Origin of the sequence: Streptosporangium roseum DSM 43021 (assembly GCF_000024865.1) — a bacterium.
GTDB lineage: Bacteria > Actinomycetota > Actinomycetes > Streptosporangiales > Streptosporangiaceae > Streptosporangium > Streptosporangium roseum.
Genome location: NC_013595.1, coordinates 2,867,114 through 2,885,930 on the forward strand (window position 1 = coordinate 2,867,114; position 18,817 = coordinate 2,885,930).

At 71.9% G+C, this 18,817-nt stretch carries 17 protein-coding genes and 1 pseudogene; 6 read left to right on the forward strand and 12 right to left on the reverse strand.

What is annotated here, in order from left to right:
• Positions 1–32: 32 nt before the first annotated feature.
• The 3 genes from SROS_RS12745 to SROS_RS12755 form a co-directional block, all read right to left on the reverse strand.
• Positions 33–830, reverse strand: a complete 798-nt coding sequence (locus tag SROS_RS12745; RefSeq protein WP_012889345.1) for a class I SAM-dependent methyltransferase — start codon at positions 828–830, stop codon at positions 33–35.
• Positions 830–1,510 (reverse strand): DUF4191 domain-containing protein, encoded by a 681-nt coding sequence (locus SROS_RS12750; RefSeq protein ID WP_012889346.1) that lies wholly within the window; start codon positions 1,508–1,510, stop codon positions 830–832. Before SROS_RS12750 ends, SROS_RS12745 begins: the two co-directional genes overlap by 1 nt.
• A 256-nt stretch (positions 1,511–1,766) precedes the next feature.
• The gene (locus SROS_RS12755) at positions 1,767–4,184 is read right to left on the reverse strand and encodes a beta-glucosidase family protein (RefSeq protein WP_012889347.1); all 2,418 of its coding nucleotides are present in this window, start codon (positions 4,182–4,184) and stop codon (positions 1,767–1,769) included.
• 191 nt (positions 4,185–4,375) lie between these two features.
• Between SROS_RS12755 and SROS_RS49480 the strand changes: the two are divergent.
• Positions 4,376–4,549: pseudogene (locus tag SROS_RS49480) on the forward strand (argininosuccinate synthase); the annotation flags it as partial.
• Between the two features lie 2 nt (positions 4,550–4,551).
• Positions 4,552–4,869 carry a hypothetical protein gene (locus SROS_RS12760; RefSeq protein ID WP_012889348.1) on the forward strand — a complete coding sequence of 106 codons (318 nt, stop codon included), beginning with the start codon at positions 4,552–4,554 and terminating at the stop codon, positions 4,867–4,869.
• 230 nt (positions 4,870–5,099) lie between these two features.
• Here the strand turns inward: SROS_RS12760 and SROS_RS12765 are convergent, their stop codons facing one another.
• On the reverse strand, positions 5,100–5,762 hold the full coding sequence (locus SROS_RS12765) for a TetR/AcrR family transcriptional regulator C-terminal domain-containing protein (protein WP_012889349.1): 663 nt from the start codon (positions 5,760–5,762) through the stop codon (positions 5,100–5,102).
• Positions 5,763–5,825: 63 nt separating this feature from the next.
• On the opposite strand from SROS_RS12765, the gene SROS_RS12770 reads away from it, so the two are divergent.
• Positions 5,826–6,521, forward strand: a complete 696-nt coding sequence (locus SROS_RS12770; protein WP_012889350.1) for a DUF998 domain-containing protein — start codon at positions 5,826–5,828, stop codon at positions 6,519–6,521.
• A gap of 274 nt (positions 6,522–6,795) precedes the next feature.
• Here the strand turns inward: SROS_RS12770 and lipA are convergent, their stop codons facing one another.
• The 7 genes from lipA to SROS_RS12805 form a co-directional block, all read right to left on the reverse strand.
• On the reverse strand, positions 6,796–7,725 hold the full coding sequence (lipA, locus tag SROS_RS12775) for a lipoyl synthase (protein WP_012889351.1): 930 nt from the start codon (positions 7,723–7,725) through the stop codon (positions 6,796–6,798).
• 272 nt (positions 7,726–7,997) lie between these two features.
• On the reverse strand, positions 7,998–8,675 hold the full coding sequence (lipB, locus tag SROS_RS12780) for a lipoyl(octanoyl) transferase LipB (protein ID WP_012889352.1): 678 nt from the start codon (positions 8,673–8,675) through the stop codon (positions 7,998–8,000).
• 28 nt (positions 8,676–8,703) lie between these two features.
• A complete protein-coding gene (locus SROS_RS12785) occupies positions 8,704–9,441 on the reverse strand; it encodes a Type 1 glutamine amidotransferase-like domain-containing protein (protein ID WP_012889353.1) in 738 nt (245 codons plus the stop codon).
• 38 nt (positions 9,442–9,479) lie between these two features.
• Positions 9,480–10,376, reverse strand: a complete 897-nt coding sequence (locus SROS_RS12790; RefSeq protein WP_169369294.1) for a TIGR01777 family oxidoreductase — start codon at positions 10,374–10,376, stop codon at positions 9,480–9,482.
• A 137-nt stretch (positions 10,377–10,513) separates the two neighbouring features.
• Positions 10,514–11,953, reverse strand: coding sequence for a 2-oxoglutarate dehydrogenase, E2 component, dihydrolipoamide succinyltransferase (sucB, locus tag SROS_RS12795; RefSeq protein WP_012889355.1), 1,440 nt, complete (start codon positions 11,951–11,953; stop codon positions 10,514–10,516).
• 38 nt (positions 11,954–11,991) lie between these two features.
• Positions 11,992–13,371, reverse strand: coding sequence for a dihydrolipoyl dehydrogenase (gene lpdA / locus SROS_RS12800; RefSeq protein WP_012889356.1), 1,380 nt, complete (start codon positions 13,369–13,371; stop codon positions 11,992–11,994).
• A gap of 206 nt (positions 13,372–13,577) precedes the next feature.
• A complete protein-coding gene (locus SROS_RS12805; protein WP_012889357.1) occupies positions 13,578–15,101 on the reverse strand; it encodes a leucyl aminopeptidase in 1,524 nt (507 codons plus the stop codon).
• 102 nt (positions 15,102–15,203) lie between these two features.
• On the opposite strand from SROS_RS12805, the gene SROS_RS12810 reads away from it, so the two are divergent.
• The 3 genes from SROS_RS12810 (at position 15,204) to SROS_RS12820 (ending at position 17,563) form a co-directional block, all read left to right on the forward strand.
• Positions 15,204–15,539, forward strand: coding sequence for a GntR family transcriptional regulator (locus SROS_RS12810; protein ID WP_043651917.1), 336 nt, complete (start codon positions 15,204–15,206; stop codon positions 15,537–15,539).
• Entirely contained in the window at positions 15,536–16,555 is a 1,020-nt protein-coding gene (locus tag SROS_RS12815) for a hypothetical protein (RefSeq protein WP_012889359.1), read from the forward strand. Before SROS_RS12810 ends, SROS_RS12815 begins: the two co-directional genes overlap by 4 nt.
• A gap of 84 nt (positions 16,556–16,639) precedes the next feature.
• Positions 16,640–17,563 carry a CPBP family intramembrane glutamic endopeptidase gene (locus tag SROS_RS12820; RefSeq protein WP_012889360.1) on the forward strand — a complete coding sequence of 308 codons (924 nt, stop codon included), beginning with the start codon at positions 16,640–16,642 and terminating at the stop codon, positions 17,561–17,563.
• A 6-nt stretch (positions 17,564–17,569) separates the two neighbouring features.
• On the opposite strand, the gene SROS_RS12825 is transcribed toward SROS_RS12820, so the two are convergent.
• On the reverse strand, positions 17,570–18,541 hold the full coding sequence (locus SROS_RS12825; RefSeq protein ID WP_012889361.1) for an adenosylcobinamide-GDP ribazoletransferase: 972 nt from the start codon (positions 18,539–18,541) through the stop codon (positions 17,570–17,572).
• Between the last annotated feature and the right edge of the window lie 276 nt (positions 18,542–18,817).

Below are 18,817 nucleotides of genomic sequence, written 5' to 3' on the forward strand. Positions count from 1 at the left end.
GGAGTCCGCAGGCTCGCCGCCCCCGGCCGTCCCTACGGCCTGACGCAGGTGAAGATCGCGGTGCCAGGCAGGTGACGGCCGCGCAGCGGGCTCCAGCCGCCCCACTCGCGGTCGTGGCCGCCGGGCCACTCCGGCTCGACCAGCCCCGCCACGACCAGGCCCGACGAGACGACGTGCCCGATCCAGTCCGCCATCGTGCGGTGGTGCTCGACGTAGGACGGCCGCCCGTCGTCGCCGAGCTCGACGTACGGCGAGCGGTCGAAGTAGGACCGGTCGGCGGTCAGCCCGCGGGGGCCCGGGTCGTCGGGGAAGGCCCAGCGGATCGGGTGGCTGACCGAGAAGACCAGGCGGCCGCCGGGGCGCAGCACCCGGCGCGTCTCGGTGAGAACGGCCGCCGCGTCGGCCACGAACGGCAGCGCGCCGAAGGCCGAGCAGGCAAGGTCGAACGACTCGTCGGCGAAGGGCAGGACCTCGGCGTCGGCCTGGACCACCGGGAGCGGCGAGCCTCCGTCGAAGTCGATCCGGCGGGAGTGCTGGAGCTGGCGGAAGGACAGGTCGAAGGCCGCCACCCGGGCCCCCTGGTCGGCCAGCCACCGCCCGCACTGTCCCGCGCCGCAGCCGATCTCCAGGACGTCCTTGCCCGCGACCTCGCCCAGCAGGCGGGCGTCGGCCTCGTCCAGGCCCTCCGGGCACCAGACGAAACCCGAGTCGCGGAGGAACTCCCCGTGCTCGGCCTGGTATTCGTCCGCGGCGCCGTCCCACCAGCCGCGGTTGGCCCGCGAGGTGCCGGCCGCGTCCACCCGGCGCCGGTCGACTCCTGCGAGGTCCATCAGCGCATCTTCGGCCGGGGCATCTTCGCCCCGCGCGGCAGCGGGCCCTTGGGCATCGGCAGCGTCTGAGGAAGCGCCTTGAGGCGGTTGTTGATCTCGTAGACCGCGGGCTTCTTGAGGTTGCGGGGCAGCTTCATCAGGTGCCGCTGCAGCTTGGCGAGGGGGATCTGACCCTCGCCGTCGCCGGACTGGATGTCGTAGACCGGGACGTCGAGCGCGACCCGCTGGACGCGCTTCTTCTCGGCGACGAGCATCTTCTGCACGCGGCTGCCCGGTCCCTCGGAGACCAGGACGATGCCGGGATAGCCGACCACGCGGTGCACGATGTCCTGGTCGCGGTTGACGGCGACGGCCGGGGTAACCTCCCAGTTGCCGCGCATCCCCTGCAGGATCGCGGCGGCGGCGCCGACCTGGCCGTGCAGCATCGAATACTGCGACTTCTGCGCGATCTGGCCGAACACGACCAGCCCGACCGTGAGAGCCAGCATGATTCCGATGAACAGCAGATACCAGAACCAGCCCGTGACCAGGCCGATCACGATGCACAGCGCGAGCGTGCCAAGCGCCGACGCGTAGACGATCGGCATCCCCTTGGGGTTGGCCTCCTTGATGATCTTGGCGATCATGCGGAGCTGCTTGATGCGCCCCGGGCGCTCTGGGTCTTCGGGCTTCTTGGCCATGTTCTGAAGGATACAAATCCAGGGGTCAAGATATGAAAACGTGACCTGCCGCGCGCCGGTCGGCGGCGCCCGGCGGAGCGGTCCGGAGGGGCGCCGCCGGCGTCGGACGGGGCGGCGCGGGTCTCATACGGTCATGAACGGCGGCGGGTGGGGCGTGGTACGGAGGCCTCGTACGGTCATGAACGGCGGCGGGTGGGGCGTGGTACGGAGGCCTCGTACGGCCGGGCCGCCGCCGGTCAGACGCGGTGCGGCGGTCTCACAGCGTCACGGTCGCCGCCAGGCGCCGGTCGGCGACGCTGCGGCCCGCCTCGACGGTGTAGTCGCCGGAGACGGTCCGCCAGCCCTCCTCCGTCCAGATCTGGAAGGCGCGCTCGGGCAGGTGGACCGTGGTGACCACGGTCTGGCCGGGGCCGGCGTCGACGACGTCGAAGGCGGCCAGCCGGCGGGCGGGCCGGTCGGGGTCCCGGTTCACCGCGGCGAGGTAGAACTGGACGACCTCACGTCCGGCACGCCGGCCGGTGTTGGTCACGGCCACCGTCACAGTCGTGCCGGTGACGGCGATCGTGTCGTAGGACCAGGTCGTGTAGCCCAGCCCGTGGCCGAACCAGAACGCCGGCGCGCGGCCGGCGCGCTCCCAGGCGCGGTATCCGATGAAAAGGCCCTCGTCGTAGGCGACCTCCCCGCCGGCCGGGGTCACGTTCAGGACGGGCACGTCGGACTGGCGGACCGGCCAGGTGGTGGGCAGCCGGCCGCCGGGCTCGGCGTCGCCGAACAGCACGTCGGCCAGCGCGTCACCGGCCTCCTGGCCCGGGAACCAGGTCAGCAGGACCGCGGCGACCTGCTCCAGCCACGGCATCTCCACCGGTGATCCGGCGTTGACCACCACGACCGTGCGCGGGTTGACTCCGGCGACCCTGGCGATCAGCTCGTCCTGGCGGCCGGGCAGGGCCAGGCCGATGCGGTCGAAGCCCTCGCTCTCCACTTCCGGGGTGGTCGAGGCGACCACGACCGCCACGTCGGCGCCCGCGGCGACGCCCACCGCCTCGGCGATGAGCGCGTCGTCGCCGGGGGAGGGGTCGGCGTGGCCCAGGGTGAACGACACGAAGGCCATGCCGCCGAACGCTCCCGCGGGGTGCCTGACGCTCAGCTCGACGGGAGTGCCCGTGGCGAGCGTGGCGGTGATCCGGCGCTCCGGAGGGGAGAGGAACGCCGCGGCCGGGTCGCCGCCCTCGGCCGTGATCGTCCCGTCGAAGACGGTGTCCCCGTCGATTTTCACGGTGAACGCGCCGACGCCGGCGATCGAGAACTCGTGCGGGCCGCTCGCCCCGGGGGTGTAGACGGTGCGGATCTCGACGGCGGCCAGGCGGGCGGGGTCCACGTCCGGGGGGAGCGACCCGACCCAGCGGGCCTCTGTGCCGGCCAGCGGGTGCTCGGCCAGGGTCTCGCCCGTGGCGTCCAGGAAGAGGGCGCGGGCGGGGGTGGCCAGGGGTGCGAGCCGTACCCGGGGGTCGGTGCCGATCGCGTGGCGGACCTCGACGTCCCCGCGCCCGCGCAGGCCCTCCAGGGGCGAGACGACCCGGGCGGGGAACACCTGGGCGCTGCCCCCGCCCATGACCCGGGCCTCACCGGCCGCCGACCCGATCAGCGCCACACTCCGGACAGCGCCGAGAGGCAGCAGGCCGCCCTCGTTGCGCAGCAACGTGAACGACCGGGCGGCCACCTGGCGGGCGAGCGCCGTACCGTCGATCTCCGTGCCGCCGGCGGCCGGGACGGAACCGGCGGTGGGAGAGGGGGCAGCCGGGGCGGGGCCGGGGCCGGGGGAGTCCTCCAGGGCGCCGACGCGCCGGGCGAGGCGGAGGACGCGGCGGACCTGGTCGTCGACGACCTCCTCGGCGACCCGGCCCTCGCGGACCGCCGCCTCCAGCTTCTCGCCCCAGGGGCCGGACGGCCCCGGCATGGCGACGTCGAGCCCGCCCCCGGCCGTCGCCGCCGTCGAGCGGGCGGCGGTCCAGTCGGAGACGACGCAGCCGTCGAAGCCCCACTCGTCCTTCAGCAGGTCCCGCTGGAGTGCCCGGTGCTCGGTCATCGTGGTCCCGTTGACCGAGTTGTAGGCGGCCATCATGCCCCAGGCGCCGGCCTGGACGACCCGCTCGAACGGCGCTAGGTAGACCTCGCGGAGCGCCTTCTCGCCGACCCTCACGTTCACCGTGAACCGGTCGGTCTCGAAGTCGTTGGCCACGAAGTGCTTGGGAGTGGTGCCCACCCCGCCCTCCTGGACCCCCTCCACGTAGGCGGCGCCGAGCTCGCCGGTCAGATACGGGTCCTCGGAGAAGCACTCGAAGTGCCGGCCGCCGAGCGGGCTGCGGTGCAGGTTGAGGGTCGGGGCGAGCAGCACGTGCACGCCCTTGCGGCGCGCCTCCTGGGCGAGCAGCCGCCCGGCCTGGCGGACCAGCGCCACGTCCCAGGTCGCGGCCAGCGCGGTGGGACTGGGCAGCGCGATCGAGGGATCGGCGGAGGACCACTGCTCCCCGCGTACGCCGATCGGGCCGTCGCTCATCACCAGCCGCCTGAGCCCGATCTCGGGGAGGGCGGGCAGCGACCACATGTCCGCGCCGGTCAGCAGGCGCACCTTGGCGCTCAGGTCAAGTCGCCCGATCAGGCTCTCGATGTCCACCGGGACAGTCTCACCCAAAAAACCGAGTGACCAGTAGGTATGTTTATCATAAAGTTATAAAATCCGCCGTAGCCCCGGTCGCGAGGCCCGCTCCGCAAGGTGCGTCTCCGAGCTCGTCTTCAACCTCTGATCTTCACATTCACCCTGGCCGGCGCTGATGGTGATCTGTCGCGCACGGTCGAGGACCGGCGGCGAGACTCGGCATGGCCGGCACCCCGCATCCGGCTTTGATCGGTGCCGTCAGGACGGCTAGCCTGATCGCCGTGCTGCCGGAAGGCGGGGCCGAGGCGATCGCGTCACGCGGGAAGAGCCCCGACCGCGACGAGCTGCTCGACCACGCCGCCATGGAGTTTGGGACCGACTGACGATGAGCGCAGAAGAGGATTTCAAGCAGGTCGGCGCCGAGCTGGCCGACCTGGGTGTACGGATCTCCAGGATGATGGGGAGTCCCGCGCTCAAAGATCAGGAGGGGAAGGTGTTCGCGAGCCTGCAGCGCGACGGCGCGATGGTGTTCCGGCTGGTCAGGGATACTCCCGAGCATGCGGCCGCGCTCAAGCTGCCCGGGGCGTCTCTGTTCGACCCCTCGGGGCGGGGCAGGGAGATAAAGGACTGGGTGGTCGTGCCCAACTCCTCGGCCGAGGAATGGACGGATCTGGCCGAGGTCGCCCTCAGCCGCCCACGCTGATCAGTAGGCCGCTCGGGACGGCGGATCTTCGGGATGGTGCAGCCGAGGGTCTGCTCGAACAGCCGGAAGGCATGTTCCCGATCGAATCCGCGCGGGAATGCCTGCCGGAGCCGGTCGGCGTCGGCCACCCGGGCGTCGGTGCCCGGCCACCACAGCCGGACCGGCTTCGGAGGCCGGCGGCGGCCAGGTGCGGGGCGAGGGTCTCCTCGGCGGGCCGGACGGGCTGGGTGTCAGGGGGCGCTGGAGCGCTGGAGCGCGGCGGCCGTGCCGTCGATCAGGGTGCGGAGGCCGTGGTCGAAGGCTTCGTCCCCGAGCGAGCTGCCGCCTTCGCGGATCGCCAGGAGCAAGGTGGCGTCAGTTCCGCGCTCCAGCAGGGCGGCCACCGCCGAGAGCCGCTGTGACGGCTCGTCCGCGCTCTCTGGCCGCTCGGCCTGCTCCCGGAGGACGAAGCCGTTGATGTAGCTGGTGCAGCTCCCGATCGTGCGCAGCGCAAGTATCGGAGTGAACCCGCAGCCGACCAGCGCGGTGAGCTCCTCGTCGAACAGCCGGATCGTCGCCGGGCTCAGCCCGGCCGCGTTGGCGACCAGGCGGGCACCGTCGCGGTGCGCGAGCAGCGAGGCCCGGTAGGCGTGAGCTCGGCGGGTGAGCCAGTCCTGCCAGCTCTGGCCTTCGCGGGGCGGGCCCATTCCGGCGGCCAGGATGATCGTGTCGGCCATGGCGTCGAGCAGTTCCTGCTTGGTGCGGATGTGCCAGTAGAGCGCCGGGGACTTCACACCCAGCTCGGTGGCGAGCCTGCGCACGGTCAGTCCGTCGAGGCCGACCTGGTCGACCAGGCGAAGCGCTGTTTCGATCAGGGTGTGCCTGCTGAGTGCCGGGCGCTTGGTCTCACTCATCGATTGACAGCTTAGCAGTGCTAAGGAAACATGATGGCCTTAGCAGTGCTAAGGAGGCGGAGGATGCGGCTGACCAGATCCTTACTGGCATGCGGCGCTGTGGCCGGCCCGCTGTTCATCGTTCTGGTTCTGATCCAGGACTACACGCGTCCCGGCTTCGACCCCAGACGGCAGCCGCTCAGCCTGCTGAGCTTGGGCGACCTCGGCTGGATTCAGATCGCCAACTTCGTGGTCACCGGGCTGCTGTACGTCGCGTTCGCAGTGGGGATGCGGCGCGTGCTGCATCCCGGCCGCGGTGGAACGTGGGGGCCACTGCTGATGGGCGCTTTCGGAACCGGTCTGGTCATCGCGGGGCTCTTCCGCACCGCCCCTGGGTGGGGCTATCCGCAGGGAGCGCCGGCCGGCGTGCCCACCGACGCCGGCGTGAGCTACGTGTTGCACGGCGCCGGCTTCTCTGTGGTGCTGGTCTCGCTGATCGCGGCCTGCTCCGTGTTCACCCGGCGGTTCGCCGCGCTGGGCGAACGGCGATGGGCGGCCTCGTGTGCGGTCACCGGGGTGGCCCTGCCGACGATCTACGCGCTGTCGGGCGTGCTGTCGGAGCGCGGTGAGAACTCACAACCCCTGAGCCTCCTGCTCCGCCTCGTGGCCTTGGTGGGCTGGGGGTGGGCTTCGCTCCTGGCGGTACGGCTACGCCGGGAAATCGCGGCCGCATCGGACCGGGCGGGCGGGGCGACCGGCCTGTCATCGAACGCGCGCTGAACCCCGGGCCCCGGGACGGCAACTGCTCCGCCCGCAACGGGCGTCGGGCCTTCCGGTGCGGCATGGCTCTTCGACACCGTCGCTGTCACCGGAAGGTCACTGTACGTCGAGGGCGCTTCGCCGCATTTCCGCACCCGATCCAGGCGCACCGGCGACCGGTTCGCTCACGGGCACTGCGAGGCGGGACGCGTCTTACTACGAGGCGGGACGCGCCTTGCGGAAAACGGAAGGGCCCCGCGCGGGAGGCGCGGGGCCCGATGCCGGAACGGGGAGGTCAGGCGTGCTGACGCGCCTCGATGGCCTGCTTGTAGAGACGTCCCGCCCGGTAGGAGGAACGGACCAGCGGGCCGGACAGGACTCCGGCGAAACCGATGGCCTCGGCCTCCTTCTGGAGCTCCACGAACTCCTCGGGCTTCACCCAGCGGTCCACCGGGTGGTGGCGCGGGGTGGGACGGAGATACTGGGTCACCGTCAGCAGGTCACAGCCGGCCTCGTGGAGGTCGCGCATGGCCTGGACGACCTCCTCGCGATCCTCGCCCATGCCGAGGATCAGGTTGGACTTGGTCACCAGACCGGCCTCGCGGGCCTTGGTGATCACTCCCAGGGACCGCTCGTAACGGAACCCGGGGCGGATGCGCTTGAAGATCCGCGGCACGGTCTCGACGTTGTGCGCGAACACCTCGGGAGCGGCGGAGAAGACCTCCTCGAGCTGGCCCTGGTCCCCGTTGAAGTCGGGCACCAGCAGCTCGACGCCGCAGCCGGGCAGCAGCGCGTGGATCTGCCTGGCGGTCTCGGCGTACAGCCAGGCACCGCCGTCCGGCAGGTCGTCACGGGCGACCCCGGTCACGGTCGCGTAGTTGAGGCCCATCTGCCGGACCGACTCGGCCACCCGCCGGGGCTCGTCGGTGTCGTACTCCTTGGGCTTGCCGGTGTCGATCTGGCAGAAGTCACATCGCCTGGTGCACTGGTCGCCGCCGATGAGGAAGGTGGCCTCGCGGTCCTCCCAGCACTCCGAGATGTTGGGACATCCGGCTTCCTGGCAGACGGTGTGCAGACCTTCGCGTTTGACCAGCGCCCGCAGCTCGGTGTGGTTGGGACCGGTCCTGAACTTGGTCTTGATCCACTCGGGCTTCTTCTCGATGGGGGTCTCGGCGTTGCGGACCTCCAGGCGGAGGAGCTTTCGGCCTTCCGGAGCAACGGTCATGCGACCTCCTTCGTCGGTCGCGGGACCGAGGGGCTTCGTCTATTCGCTCGCTCGCTACGCTCGCTCACCGCCCCAGCTTATGTCCCGCCGGAGAATGACCACACATGCGGGGGGTGGTGGTGCAGAACCACACATGTGGGGCGTTCGTTCGGGTCCGCGCCCGCGTCGAAAAGAGGTCCCGTCGCCGGCCGGGCCGGCATGGCCGTACCGGCGCGGTGCCCCCGTGGCACCGACGCCGTACGGCGTGCCGTCCCGGCCGCCCGCGCGGGGGCTCAGCGCCGGAAGAGCTCCTCCTCGGGGAGCTCGAAGGCCCGTGCGCCGAGCGCCTCGGCCAGATGCTTCTCGGCGTACGGCATGACCTCGTCGACCACGATCCTGCGGCCGGTCTCGGCCGACAGCGAGGAGACCCCGGCGTCGCTGATCCCGCACGGGACGATCCGGTTGTACCAGCTCGGGTCGTTGGAGCAGTTGAGCGCGAACCCGTGCATGGTGACACCCCCCGCGACCCTGATCCCGATCGCGCCGACCTTCCGGTCGGGCAGGCCGTGCGAGGGGTCCCCGGCCACCCAGACGCCGCTGCGCCCCTCCACCCGGCCGGCCTGTACTCCGAAGTCGGCGCAGATGTGGATGAGCGTCTCCTCCAGGAGCCGGACGTAGGAGATCACATCCAGCGGCTCACCGAGCCTGACGATCGGATAGCCCACGAGCTGGCCGGGACCGTGCCAGGTGATCCGGCCGCCCCGGTCCACGTCGATGACCGGGGTGCCGTCGGAGGGCCGTTCGTTCGGGGCGGTGCGTTTGCCGGCCGTGTAGACCGGCGCGTGTTCGAGCATCAGGCAGGTGTCGGGAATCTCGCCGGCCACCCGGCGGGCATGGATCCGCCGCTGAAGATCCCATGCCTGCTCGTAGGGGAAGTCAACGCCAAGACGGACTATCGCCAGGTCACTCACGTATCAAGAGTAGTTGACCCGTTCGTGGTCATGACGTGAGAAGGCGAGGCTCGATGCGGAACTCCTTCACCCCGCCGGTCCCGTCGTGCTCGACCCGGTAGGCGTAGCCCTTGGGATCCACGGTGACGGCCTGGATGAACTCGGTGCCCACGTAGTGGAGCGCGACACCCTCGTCGGCGGCGTAACCGCCGGGCAGCTCGCCCGAGGCCACCGACTCGTGCAGCAGCGTGCGGCGCTGCGGGTCGGAGTTGTAGTGGACGCCACACGAGTAGGGCAGCAGCCCCAGGCCGTCGGCCCACGTCCGCAGCGTCGGCCCGAAGGAGTCGGTGTTGCCGCCCACGTGCCAGCACAGCGCCCCCGCGCTCTGCCCGGACAGCACCACGCCCGCCCGCCATGCCTCCTCGAACGCCTCGTCCAGGCCGTGCAGCCGCCACAGCGCCGCCAGGTTGGCGACGCTGCCGCCGCTGACGTAGATGACGTCCTGGCTCAGGATCCACTCACGCGGATCCTCGACGTTGGGCATCGGGAACACGGTCAGATGGCTGATCTCGACGTCCCAGTCGCGGAACGCGCCGTACATCTTCAGCAGCCAGTCGGAGTCGTCTCCCGTGGCGGTGGCCAGCAGGCCCAGCTTGGGCCGGTCCTGGCCGGTCAGGTCAAGGGCGTACCGCAGCAGCGCGCTCGCCTCTATGAATCCGTGGCGCTCGGACGCACGGAAGGAGCCGCCCCCGATGGCGAGGATGTGAGACTGCCCGGACCTGCCCATACGTCATCTCTCCAATGGCTTCGGCGTAAACAGGGACCCTAGAGTACGGCGGCGAGTGCCTCGTTGAGACCCATATGCCGGAACGCGTGACCGGCCTCGAGCAGGCGTCGCGGAACCACCCGCTGCCCCGTCAGCACCCCCTCCTCCGCGAACCCCCCGATGGCCGTACGCAGCACGAATCCGGGTACGGCGAGCGGCATCGTGGGCCGGTGCACGGCCTCGCCGAGCACCCTGGTGAACTCCGCGTTGGTGACCGGCCCCGGCGCGGTCAGGTTCACCGGCCCGGAGATCTCCGGATCTTTCAGGACGCGCTGTACGGCACGCACCCAGTCGTCGATCGAGATCCACGACCAGTACTGCTCTCCCGACCCCAGGGGCGCCCCCAGGCCCAGCTTGAAGACCGGCAGGATCCTGGGCAGCATGCCGCCGTCACGGCTCAGCACCAGGCCGGTGCGGAGCCGGGCCACCCGGATGCCCGCCTCCTCGGCGGGCGCCGTCTCGGCCTCCCAGGGCACCACCACGTCCTGCGCCAGGAACCCGGAGCCCGGCGGCGACGTCTCGTCCACCTCGCGGTCACCGGTGTCGCCGTAGAAGCCGATCGCCGAGCCGGACAGCAGCGCCGGCGGCCCGGCGGACAGCTCCGTCAGCGCCTTCACCAGCGTCCTGGTCCCCTCGACCCGGCTGCGGACCACCTCGCGCTTGAAGTCGTCGCTCCAGCGCCGGTCGCCGATCCCCGCTCCGGCGAGATGGACCACGGCCTCGGCGCCCTCCAGGGCCGCCGGGTCGATAAGCCCCTTTGCCGGGTTCCAGAACGACTCGTCCGCGCCTTGCGGCGCCCGCCGTACCAACCGGACCACCCGGACGCCGTCGGCCCGCAGAGCCTTGACCAGAGCCGATCCCAGCAGGCCCGAGGACCCGGTCACGATGATCGCCATGTCGTCCAATCTAGTCGACCTCCCCTAGGGACTTCGGGAGCACGGCGGTCACCGGATTCGCCGCGGGGGAAAAGACCCGCGGGACGAGCCGGGCCGGCCCGCGGAGTGCGGACCGGCCCGGTGGGACGAGAGCGGGACTAGGCGTTGAGGCCCAGCTGGTTCTCGAAGCGGCCCTCCTCGAGACGACGCTTGATCGTCGTCAGGAAGCGGGCGGCGTCGGCGCCGTCGACCAGGCGGTGGTCGTAGCTGAGCGCGAGGTACACCATCGAGCGGACGGCGATGACCTCACCCTCGGCGGTGTCCAGGACCACCGGGCGCTTGACGACCGCGCCGGTGCCCAGCATGCCGACCTGCGGCTGGTTGAGGATCGGCGTGTCGAACAGCGCGCCGCGGCTGCCGGTGTTGGTCAGCGTGAACGTGCCGCCGCCGAGCTCGTCCGGGCTCACCTTGTTGGTGCGGGTGCGCTCGGCCAGGTCGGCGATCTTGCGGGCCAGGCCGGCGATGTTGAGGTCGCCCGCGTCCTTGATCACCGGGACGAGCAGGCCGCGCTCGGTGTCCGTCGCGAAGCCGAGGTGCTCGGCGTCGAAGTAGGTGACCTCGTTGGTCTCGCTGTTGATCGTGGCGTTCAGCTTCGGGTGCTGCTTGAGCGCCTCGATCGCGGCCAGGGCGAAGAACGGCATGAACGAGAGCTTGACGCCCTCGCGCCGCTGGAACTCGGCCTTCGCCCGGTCGCGCAGCTGCGCGATCTTGGTGACGTCGACCTCGACCACCGAGGTGAGCTGAGCCGAGACCTGCAGCGACTCGACCATGCGCTTGGCGATGGTCTGACGCAGGCGCGACATCTTCTCGGTACGGCCACGCAGCGTGGTGTCCACCGCGATCGGCTCGGGGGCCTGGGCGGGGGCGGCCGCCTGGGCCGGAGCCTGCGGGGCGGCGGCCTGCGGGGCCGGAGCCTGGGCGGCGGCCTGCTCGCGCTGGTTGCGGGCGGCCTCCAGCACGTCCTGCTTGCGGATGCGGCCACCGACGCCGGTGCCGTTCAGCGCGTCCAGGTCGACGTTGTGCTCGCCGGCGAGCTTGCGGACCAGCGGGGTGACGTACGGGCTGTCACCGGAGACCGGTGCCGGAGCGGCCTGAGGCGCCGGAGCCTGCTGGGCCTGCGGCGCCGGAGCCTGCGGGGCCGGAGCCTGCGGGGCCGCCGGGGCCGGAGCGGCCTGCGGTGCCGGCTCGGGGGCCGGAGCGGCGGCCTGCGGGGCGGGCTGCGGGATCGAGGAGATCGGCTGGGCCGGCTCGGGCTCGGGCTCGGGAGCGGCCTCCTGGGCCGGAGCGGCGCCCGCGGAGCCGTTCTCGTCGATGACGGCCAGCTCGGCGCCGACCTCGACGGTCTCGTCCTCGGCGACGACGATCTTGGTGAGAATGCCCGCCGTCGGCGAGGGGATCTCGGTGTCGACCTTGTCGGTGGAGACTTCGAGGAGCGGCTCGTCGGCCTCGACGCGCTCGCCCTCCTTCTTCAGCCAACGGGTGACGGTGCCCTCGGTGACGCTCTCGCCGAGCTGGGGCATCTGTACGGACTTCGGCATTGGGTGTCTTCTCTCGTGTTCCGAGTGAGGGCTTGTTATTAGTTGTGGACGTGCAGCGGCTTGCCGGCCAGGGCCAGCATCGCCTCGCCGACGGCTTCGGACTGGGTCGGGTGCGCGTGGATCAGCTGGGCGACCTCGGAGGGCAGCGCCTCCCAGTTGTAGATCAGCTGACCCTCGGTCACGAGCTCGCCGATGCGGCGGCCGACCATGTGCACACCGAGCACCGGGCCGTCCTTCTCGGTGACGATCTTGACCGCGCCCTGCGTCTGAAGGATCTGGCTCTTGGGGTTGCCGGCGAGGTCGTAGGTGAACTCGACGACCTCGTGACCACGCTCGCGGGCCTGGGCGGAGGTGATGCCCACCGACGCGACCTCGGGGTCGGAGTAGGTGATCCGCGGCACGCCGTCGTAGTCGATCGGCACCGGGTTCAGGCCGGCGATGTGCTCGGCCACCAGGATGCCCTCGGCGAAGCCCGCGTGGGCGAGCTGCAGGGTCGGGATCAGGTCGCCGACCGCGTACACGCCCGGCACGCTGGTCTGGCAGAACTCGTCGACGGTGACGGTGCCGCGCTCGATCGCGATGCCCGCCTCCTCGAAGCCCATGCCGGAGGAGACGGCGCCACGGCCGACGGCGACGAGCAGCAGCTCGGCGTCGAGGGTCTTGCCGTTGGCGAGCGTGACGATCACGCCCGTGTCGGTGGACTTGACGCCCTCGAAGAAGACGCCCAGCTCCTGCTTGATGCCGCGGCGGCGGAAGGCGCGCTCCAGCAGCTTGGAGCTCGACTCCTCCTCCAGCGGGAGCAGGTGCGGCAGCGCCTCGACGATCGTCACCTCGGCGCCGAAGGAGCGCCACACGCTGGCGAACTCCACGCCGATGACACCGCCGCCCAGGACGATCACCGAGGTGGGCACCCGGTCCAGCTTGAGCGCGTGCTCGCTGGTGATGACCCGCTCGCCGTCGATGTCCAGGCCGGGCAGCGACCGGGGCGCGGAGCCCGTCGCCAGCACGATGTTGCGGCCCTCGTAGACCTCGGAGCCGACGGCGACCCGGTTCGGGCCCGCGAGGCGGCCCTCACCCTCGATGATGGTGATGCCCTTGCTCTTGAGCAGGCCCTGGACGCCCTTCCAGGCGCGGGTGACGATCTTGTCCTTGAACGCGTGGACGCCGTCCATGTCGATGCCCTCGAAGCGGGCCTTGACGCCGAACGTCGCGCTCTCCCGGGTCTCGTCGGCCACCTCCGCCGAGTGCAGAAGGGTCTTGGTGGGGATGCATCCCCGGTGCAGGCATGTGCCGCCGATCTTGTCCTTCTCGATCAGCGCGACCGTCTTGCCCAGCTCGGCCGCCCGCAGGGCGCAGGCATACCCGCCGCTACCGCCACCCAGGACGACGATGTCGTAGGGGCCGCTGCCATCAGCCACAGGAAAGCTCCTTGTCGGATTGGATTACCGTCTTCGCGGTCGCGCCCGCTCCGTGCCCCGGCTGGTCTCGCGGAAACTGGTTAGCATCCACGCCTCCCCCTCGGGCACGGCTCGCCGCATCGCCGGGGCCTCGCTCTTGGCCTGGCCCCGACAACCGCATCTTTTCATTTGTCTACGTCGCTTGTGACCCGCATGCGCGGCGCCGGCTAGCTCGCGTAACGCTCGGCGAGGCCGATGAGGGTCCGGGTGATCGCCCCGGTGCCGCCCTTCGGCGTGTAGCCGTGGGGCTCGCCCTTGTTGAAGGCCGGGCCCGCCATGTCGATGTGGGCCCAGCGGACCCCCTCGGGCACGAATTCCCGCAGGAAGATGCCCGCCGTCAGCATGCCGCCGAAGCGCTCCGGATGGAGGTTGGCGATGTCGGCGACGGGGGAGTCGAGCCCCTTGCGGAGCTCTTCCGGCAGGGGCATGCCCCACGCGGCCTCGCCCTGCTCGCCGGCCGTACGGACGACCTCCTCGCGGAGCTCGTCGTCGTTGGCCATGACGCCGGCCGTACGCCAGCCGAGCGCCACGATCTGCGCCCCGGTGAGCGTGGCGACGTCCACGATCAGGTCGGGGCTGTCCTGGCCGGCGCGGGCGATGCCGTCGATCAGGACCAGGCGGCCCTCGGCGTCGGTGTCGAGCACCTCCACGGTCTTGCCCGCGAAGCTGGTGAAGACGTCGGAGGGGCGCTGGGCGGTGCCGCTGGGCATGTTCTCCGCCAGGCAGAGGTAGCCGACCGCGTTGACCTTGAGGCCCAGCCTGGCGATCGCGACGAGCGCGCCGAAGACCGCGCCCGCGCCGCTCATGTCGGACTTCATCCAGTCCATCGAGGACGTCGGCTTGAGCGACAGGCCGCCGGAGTCGAAGGTGATGCCCTTGCCGACGAACGCGACCGTCTTGGCGGCCTCCGGGTGGCTGTAGGCGAGGCGGACCAGGCGCGGCGGGTTGGCCGAACCCTGGCCGACGGCGACGATGCCGCCGTAGCCCTCCTCCTTGAGGGCCTTGTCGTCCAGGACCTCGACCGACAGGCCCGCCGCCGAGCCGGTCTGCTCGGCGATCTCGGCGAAGCGGGCCGGCCACAGGTCCGAGGGCGGGGTGTTGACCAGGTCGCGGACCAGGGAGACCGAGGCGGCCACGGTGGCGGCGCGCTCGACCGCGTCCTGGGCGCCGTCGGCGTCGCTCAGCACGGTCAGCTCGGCCACCGGGGCGGTCTGCTCACCTGTGGTCCGGTACGTGGTGAAGGAGTAGGCGCCGAGCAGGGCGCCCTGGGCGACGGCCCCGGCTCGCCGCGCGTCGGCGGCGGGCAGCGCGAGCGCGACGCGGGAGGTGCCCGCGAGGGCGCGTGAGGCGATGCCCGCGGCGCGGCGCAGGGACTCGGTGTCGTAGTCGCCCTCGGGAGCGTCACCGAGGCCGACGACGGCCAGGAGCGGGGCGGACAGCGCGCCGAAGGTCGGAAGCTTGGCGATCTCGCCCTGCTTGCCCTTGACGCCCATCGCGAGGAGTGTCGCGGCGAGCCCGCCGCCCAGCGCCTCGTCCACACTCTCGGCCCCCGGAGCGGGACGCGGGCCGTCCGGGCCGGTGTGGACGCCGACGACCAGGGCATCGGTATCAAACGAGACAGCGTTGTCAGTTGAGTTCAGCCGCACAGTGGTCACGTCGCCCGATGCTAGTCGGGCTTGCGCAGTACGCATAAACGAGGGTTCGTCCTACGAATCACTCGGCCCGATGATGCCACTTCGATTAGCACCATCCGGGCTGATGGTGCTAATGTCGATAGCACTATGTTGATCACTTTGGATCTGAACGATCCCCGGCCCCTGCACGACCAGGTGGCCGAGGCGATCCGGCGCGCCGTCGCCGAGGGTTCATACGCGCCGGGAGACCGGCTTCCACCGGCCCGTGACCTGGCGGAGGCGCTGGGCATCAACGCCAACACGGTGCTGCGCGCCCTGCGCGACCTGCGCGACGAGGGCGTGCTGGAGTTCCGCCGCGGGCGCGGCGTGAGCGTGCTCAGCCGCCCCGACCCCCGCAGCGTGCTGGAGGAGAGGCTCCGGTCGCTGCTCGCCGAGGCGGCCCAGTACGGCTACCGCCACGACGACGTCATCGACTTGATCAGGGAGATCTCGTGACCGCGCCGGACGGCCGGTCATCGGAGGGAGAGACCGCCATGGGCCTGCGAGGCCGATTTGTTTCCGTTGCCGCCGGCTGGGTGACGCTGGTGACCGCCGTGCTGGTCGCCGTGCCGTCGACGCTGCGCGACCGGCTGCCCGACCCGCTGGCCGTCCACTGGGGACCGTCGGGCCCCGACGGGTCGGCGCCCTATGCCGTCGTGCTGGTCGTCTGGGCGGCGCTGTGGCTGCTGATCGGGGGCGGCGCCTGCGTGGCGGCCGCCGCCGGCGCCGCGAGGCTGCGCCGGCGCGCCGGCCGGATGGGGCTGGGGGCGCTGCTGGGCGGAGGCGGCCTGTTCTGCCTGGCCGTGCAGCTCGCCACGGTGTCGGCCAACCTCGACGCGCCCGACTGGCGGCGGGCGGGCGGGCTGTCCCTCGCCGCGCTGCTGGCCCCGGCCGGGCTGGCACTGGGCGGCTGGCTGGGCGCACTCGCCGCCCGCCCCGGCCCCGACGAGGTCTCCCGGCGGGGCGGCACCGACGCCGACCTGCTCGAACTGCGCCCCGGCCAGCGGGCGGTCTGGGTCTCCTCCGCCCGCAACGGCTGGCTCCTCGCCATCGGTGCCTCCCTGGTCGCCGTCGGGACGGGCCTGCTGGTGGCCGCGGCGTTCGGCGCGGAGAGCGGGCCCTGGCCCGCCTTCGTGGTCGCGATCGTCGCCGGTCTCCTCGGCGTGGCGCTCAGCTCGGTGCGCGTACGGATCGCCCAGGACGGCCTCCAGGTCTCCTACGGACCGCTGCGCCTGCCCCGCAGGCACGTCCCGCTCGTCAAGCTGGACAGTGCCTGGTCGGAGGAGCGTTTCCCCCGCGAGGTGGGCGGCTGGGGCGTCCGGGGCCTGCCCGGCGCCGCGACGATCATGCTCCGAGGCGGGGAGTGCCTCGTCGTGCGCTACGCCTCGGGCGGCAGGCTCGCCATCTCGGTCGACGACGCCGAGCGCGGCGCCGCCCTGCTGAACACCCTCGTCCTGGAGGGTGCCCGCTGATCCCGGGCACCGGCCGGGACCACCCCCCACGCCTTCCCCGAAGGCCTCCCCGCTCCGTGAAGACCTCCCCCCGAAGGTGGTGTCATGCCCCGTCGTCCAGCCGACCTCTGGCTGTTCCTGCTCACCGCGTACGGCCTGGCCTGGCTGTTCGCCCTCCCCGTCTGGCTGACGGGAGCCTCTCTCGCCTCCCCGCTGATCATGGTGTCCGGTGTCGCGATGATGTTCACACCGGCCCTCGCCGTCCTCGCCGTCAGGCTGTACGGCAGGCGCCGCGCGGCGCCCGGGACCACCTGGCGCGAATGGGCCGGGCGGACGGGGCTGACACTGGGCGAGCGCCGGGGCCGCACCCTCGCGCTCGTCGTGATGGCCTGGTTCGGCACCCCGCTGCTGGCCGCCGCGGCCATCGCGCTCAGCGCCGCCCTGGGGCTGCTCTCCGTCGACCTCGACGGGCTCAGCCTGTTCCGCGACGGACTGGCCGCGGCTTCCCGGGGGCAGGCGTCCCCGGTGGATCCCGGGACGCTGGCCGTAGTGCAGATCGCGGCGGCGTTCCTGATCGCCCCGCTGATCAACTCGGTCGCGGCGTTCGGGGAGGAATGGGGCTGGCGAGGCTGGCTGCTGCCGCGCCTGATGCCGCTGGGCACCTGGCGGGCGCTGCTGGTGTCCGGCGTGATCTGGGGTGTCTGGCACGCCCCGCTCACCCTGCGCGGCTACAACTACCCGGAGCTCGGCGCGTGGGCCGCGCCCCTGTTCGTCGTCTTCTGCGTGGTCTACGGAGCCCTGCTCGGCTGGCTCCGCCTTTACTCCGGGAGCATCTGGCCCGCGGTCGTCGGCCATGGCGCGCTCAACGCGTCGGCGAGCCTCGTCCTGCTCGTCGGCGACGCGGCCGACCCGCCTGACCTCGTCGTCGCCGGGATCACGGGGCTGGTCGGCTCGGCCCTGCTGGCCGTGGTCTCGGCCGTGCTGTTCAAATGGCGGCCGGTCGAGCGGCCCGCCCCGGTGGCCGTCTGACCGGGGTCAGCCCACGGTCACCGCATACACCACCAGCGTGGTGGCCATGGCGATCTCGACGAGCGCGCCGAGCACGTCCCCGGTGATCCCGCCCAGCCGCCGCACGGCCCTGCGCCGCAGTGCCCAGGCGGCCAGCAGTCCGGCGAGGACGGCCACGCAGGGGCCCCAGAGGGAGGAGGACGGACGTCCTGAACCGGGGCCGACGGCCGCCACATCGACCGTCCTGTAGGCCTCGGAGAGCATCACTTCTCCAGCGGCTCCGGAATCACCGGGCGAGACGTAGGTGAACAGGCCGAGTCCATCGGAGGCGCCGGAGAAGGCGGGCAACACCGGGCTGAACGCGCCGATGGAGGCCAAAAGCGTCAGGACCGCCGGCAGGGCGAGCATGAGCGCCGTCACGGCCAGTGCGGGGCCCCGCCGTACGGTGCCCGCGACCATCGCGCCGAGCCCGCCCGGGCGGGCGGAGGGGACACCCGCGCGGCATGCCCAGGTGAGCGCCAGCCTTCCCGCCACGCAGGCGGTGAACAGCGCGATCGGGCCCGCCCCGGCAGCGGTGACCTCCGACAGCGCCGCCACCTGGGCCAGCAGCGTGAAGACCAGCGTCACGACGCCGAACGGGCCGATGTCGGAGCGCTTCATGATGTCCAGTGCCTGCTCGGCGGGCCTGCCGCTGCCCAGCCCGTCGGCCAGGTCGGCCAGCCCGTCCAGGTGCAGCCCCCGCGTGAGCAGCGCCACAGTTGCCACGGCCAGCACCGACGACAGGAGCGGGGTGATCTCCAGCCACAGCGCCACCGTGAGCACCGCCCCGGCGACGGCTCCGATCAGCGCTCCCACGAACGGGGCGACCGTCATCGCGATCCCCCCGGCCCTGCGGTCGACGACCCCAGGGCGGACGGGGAACACGCTCAACGTGCCGATCGCGAGGCGCACCCCGTCGGCGAACGTGGACGGTCTCTCCGGAGGCGGCGTTTCAGACACGATCGACGATCGTAGTCCGGAACCCCTGAACGGCGGCCCCGCGCACGCCGCCCGCCACCGGACGCCTCCCCACCGCACGCCGTCTCGGGTCTGGTCCGGGGTCGGCGGAGCCGTTGTGCCGGATCCGCTCCGGGACAGGGCAGGTGCGCTGCCTCATGCCTGGTCCGGGGATTGGGGCCGGTGTGCTGTCTCGTTTCTGGTGCGGGAATGGGCCGGCGCGCTGCCTCATATTTGGTCCGAGGATGGGGTCGGCGCGCTGTCTCGTGTCTGGTGCGG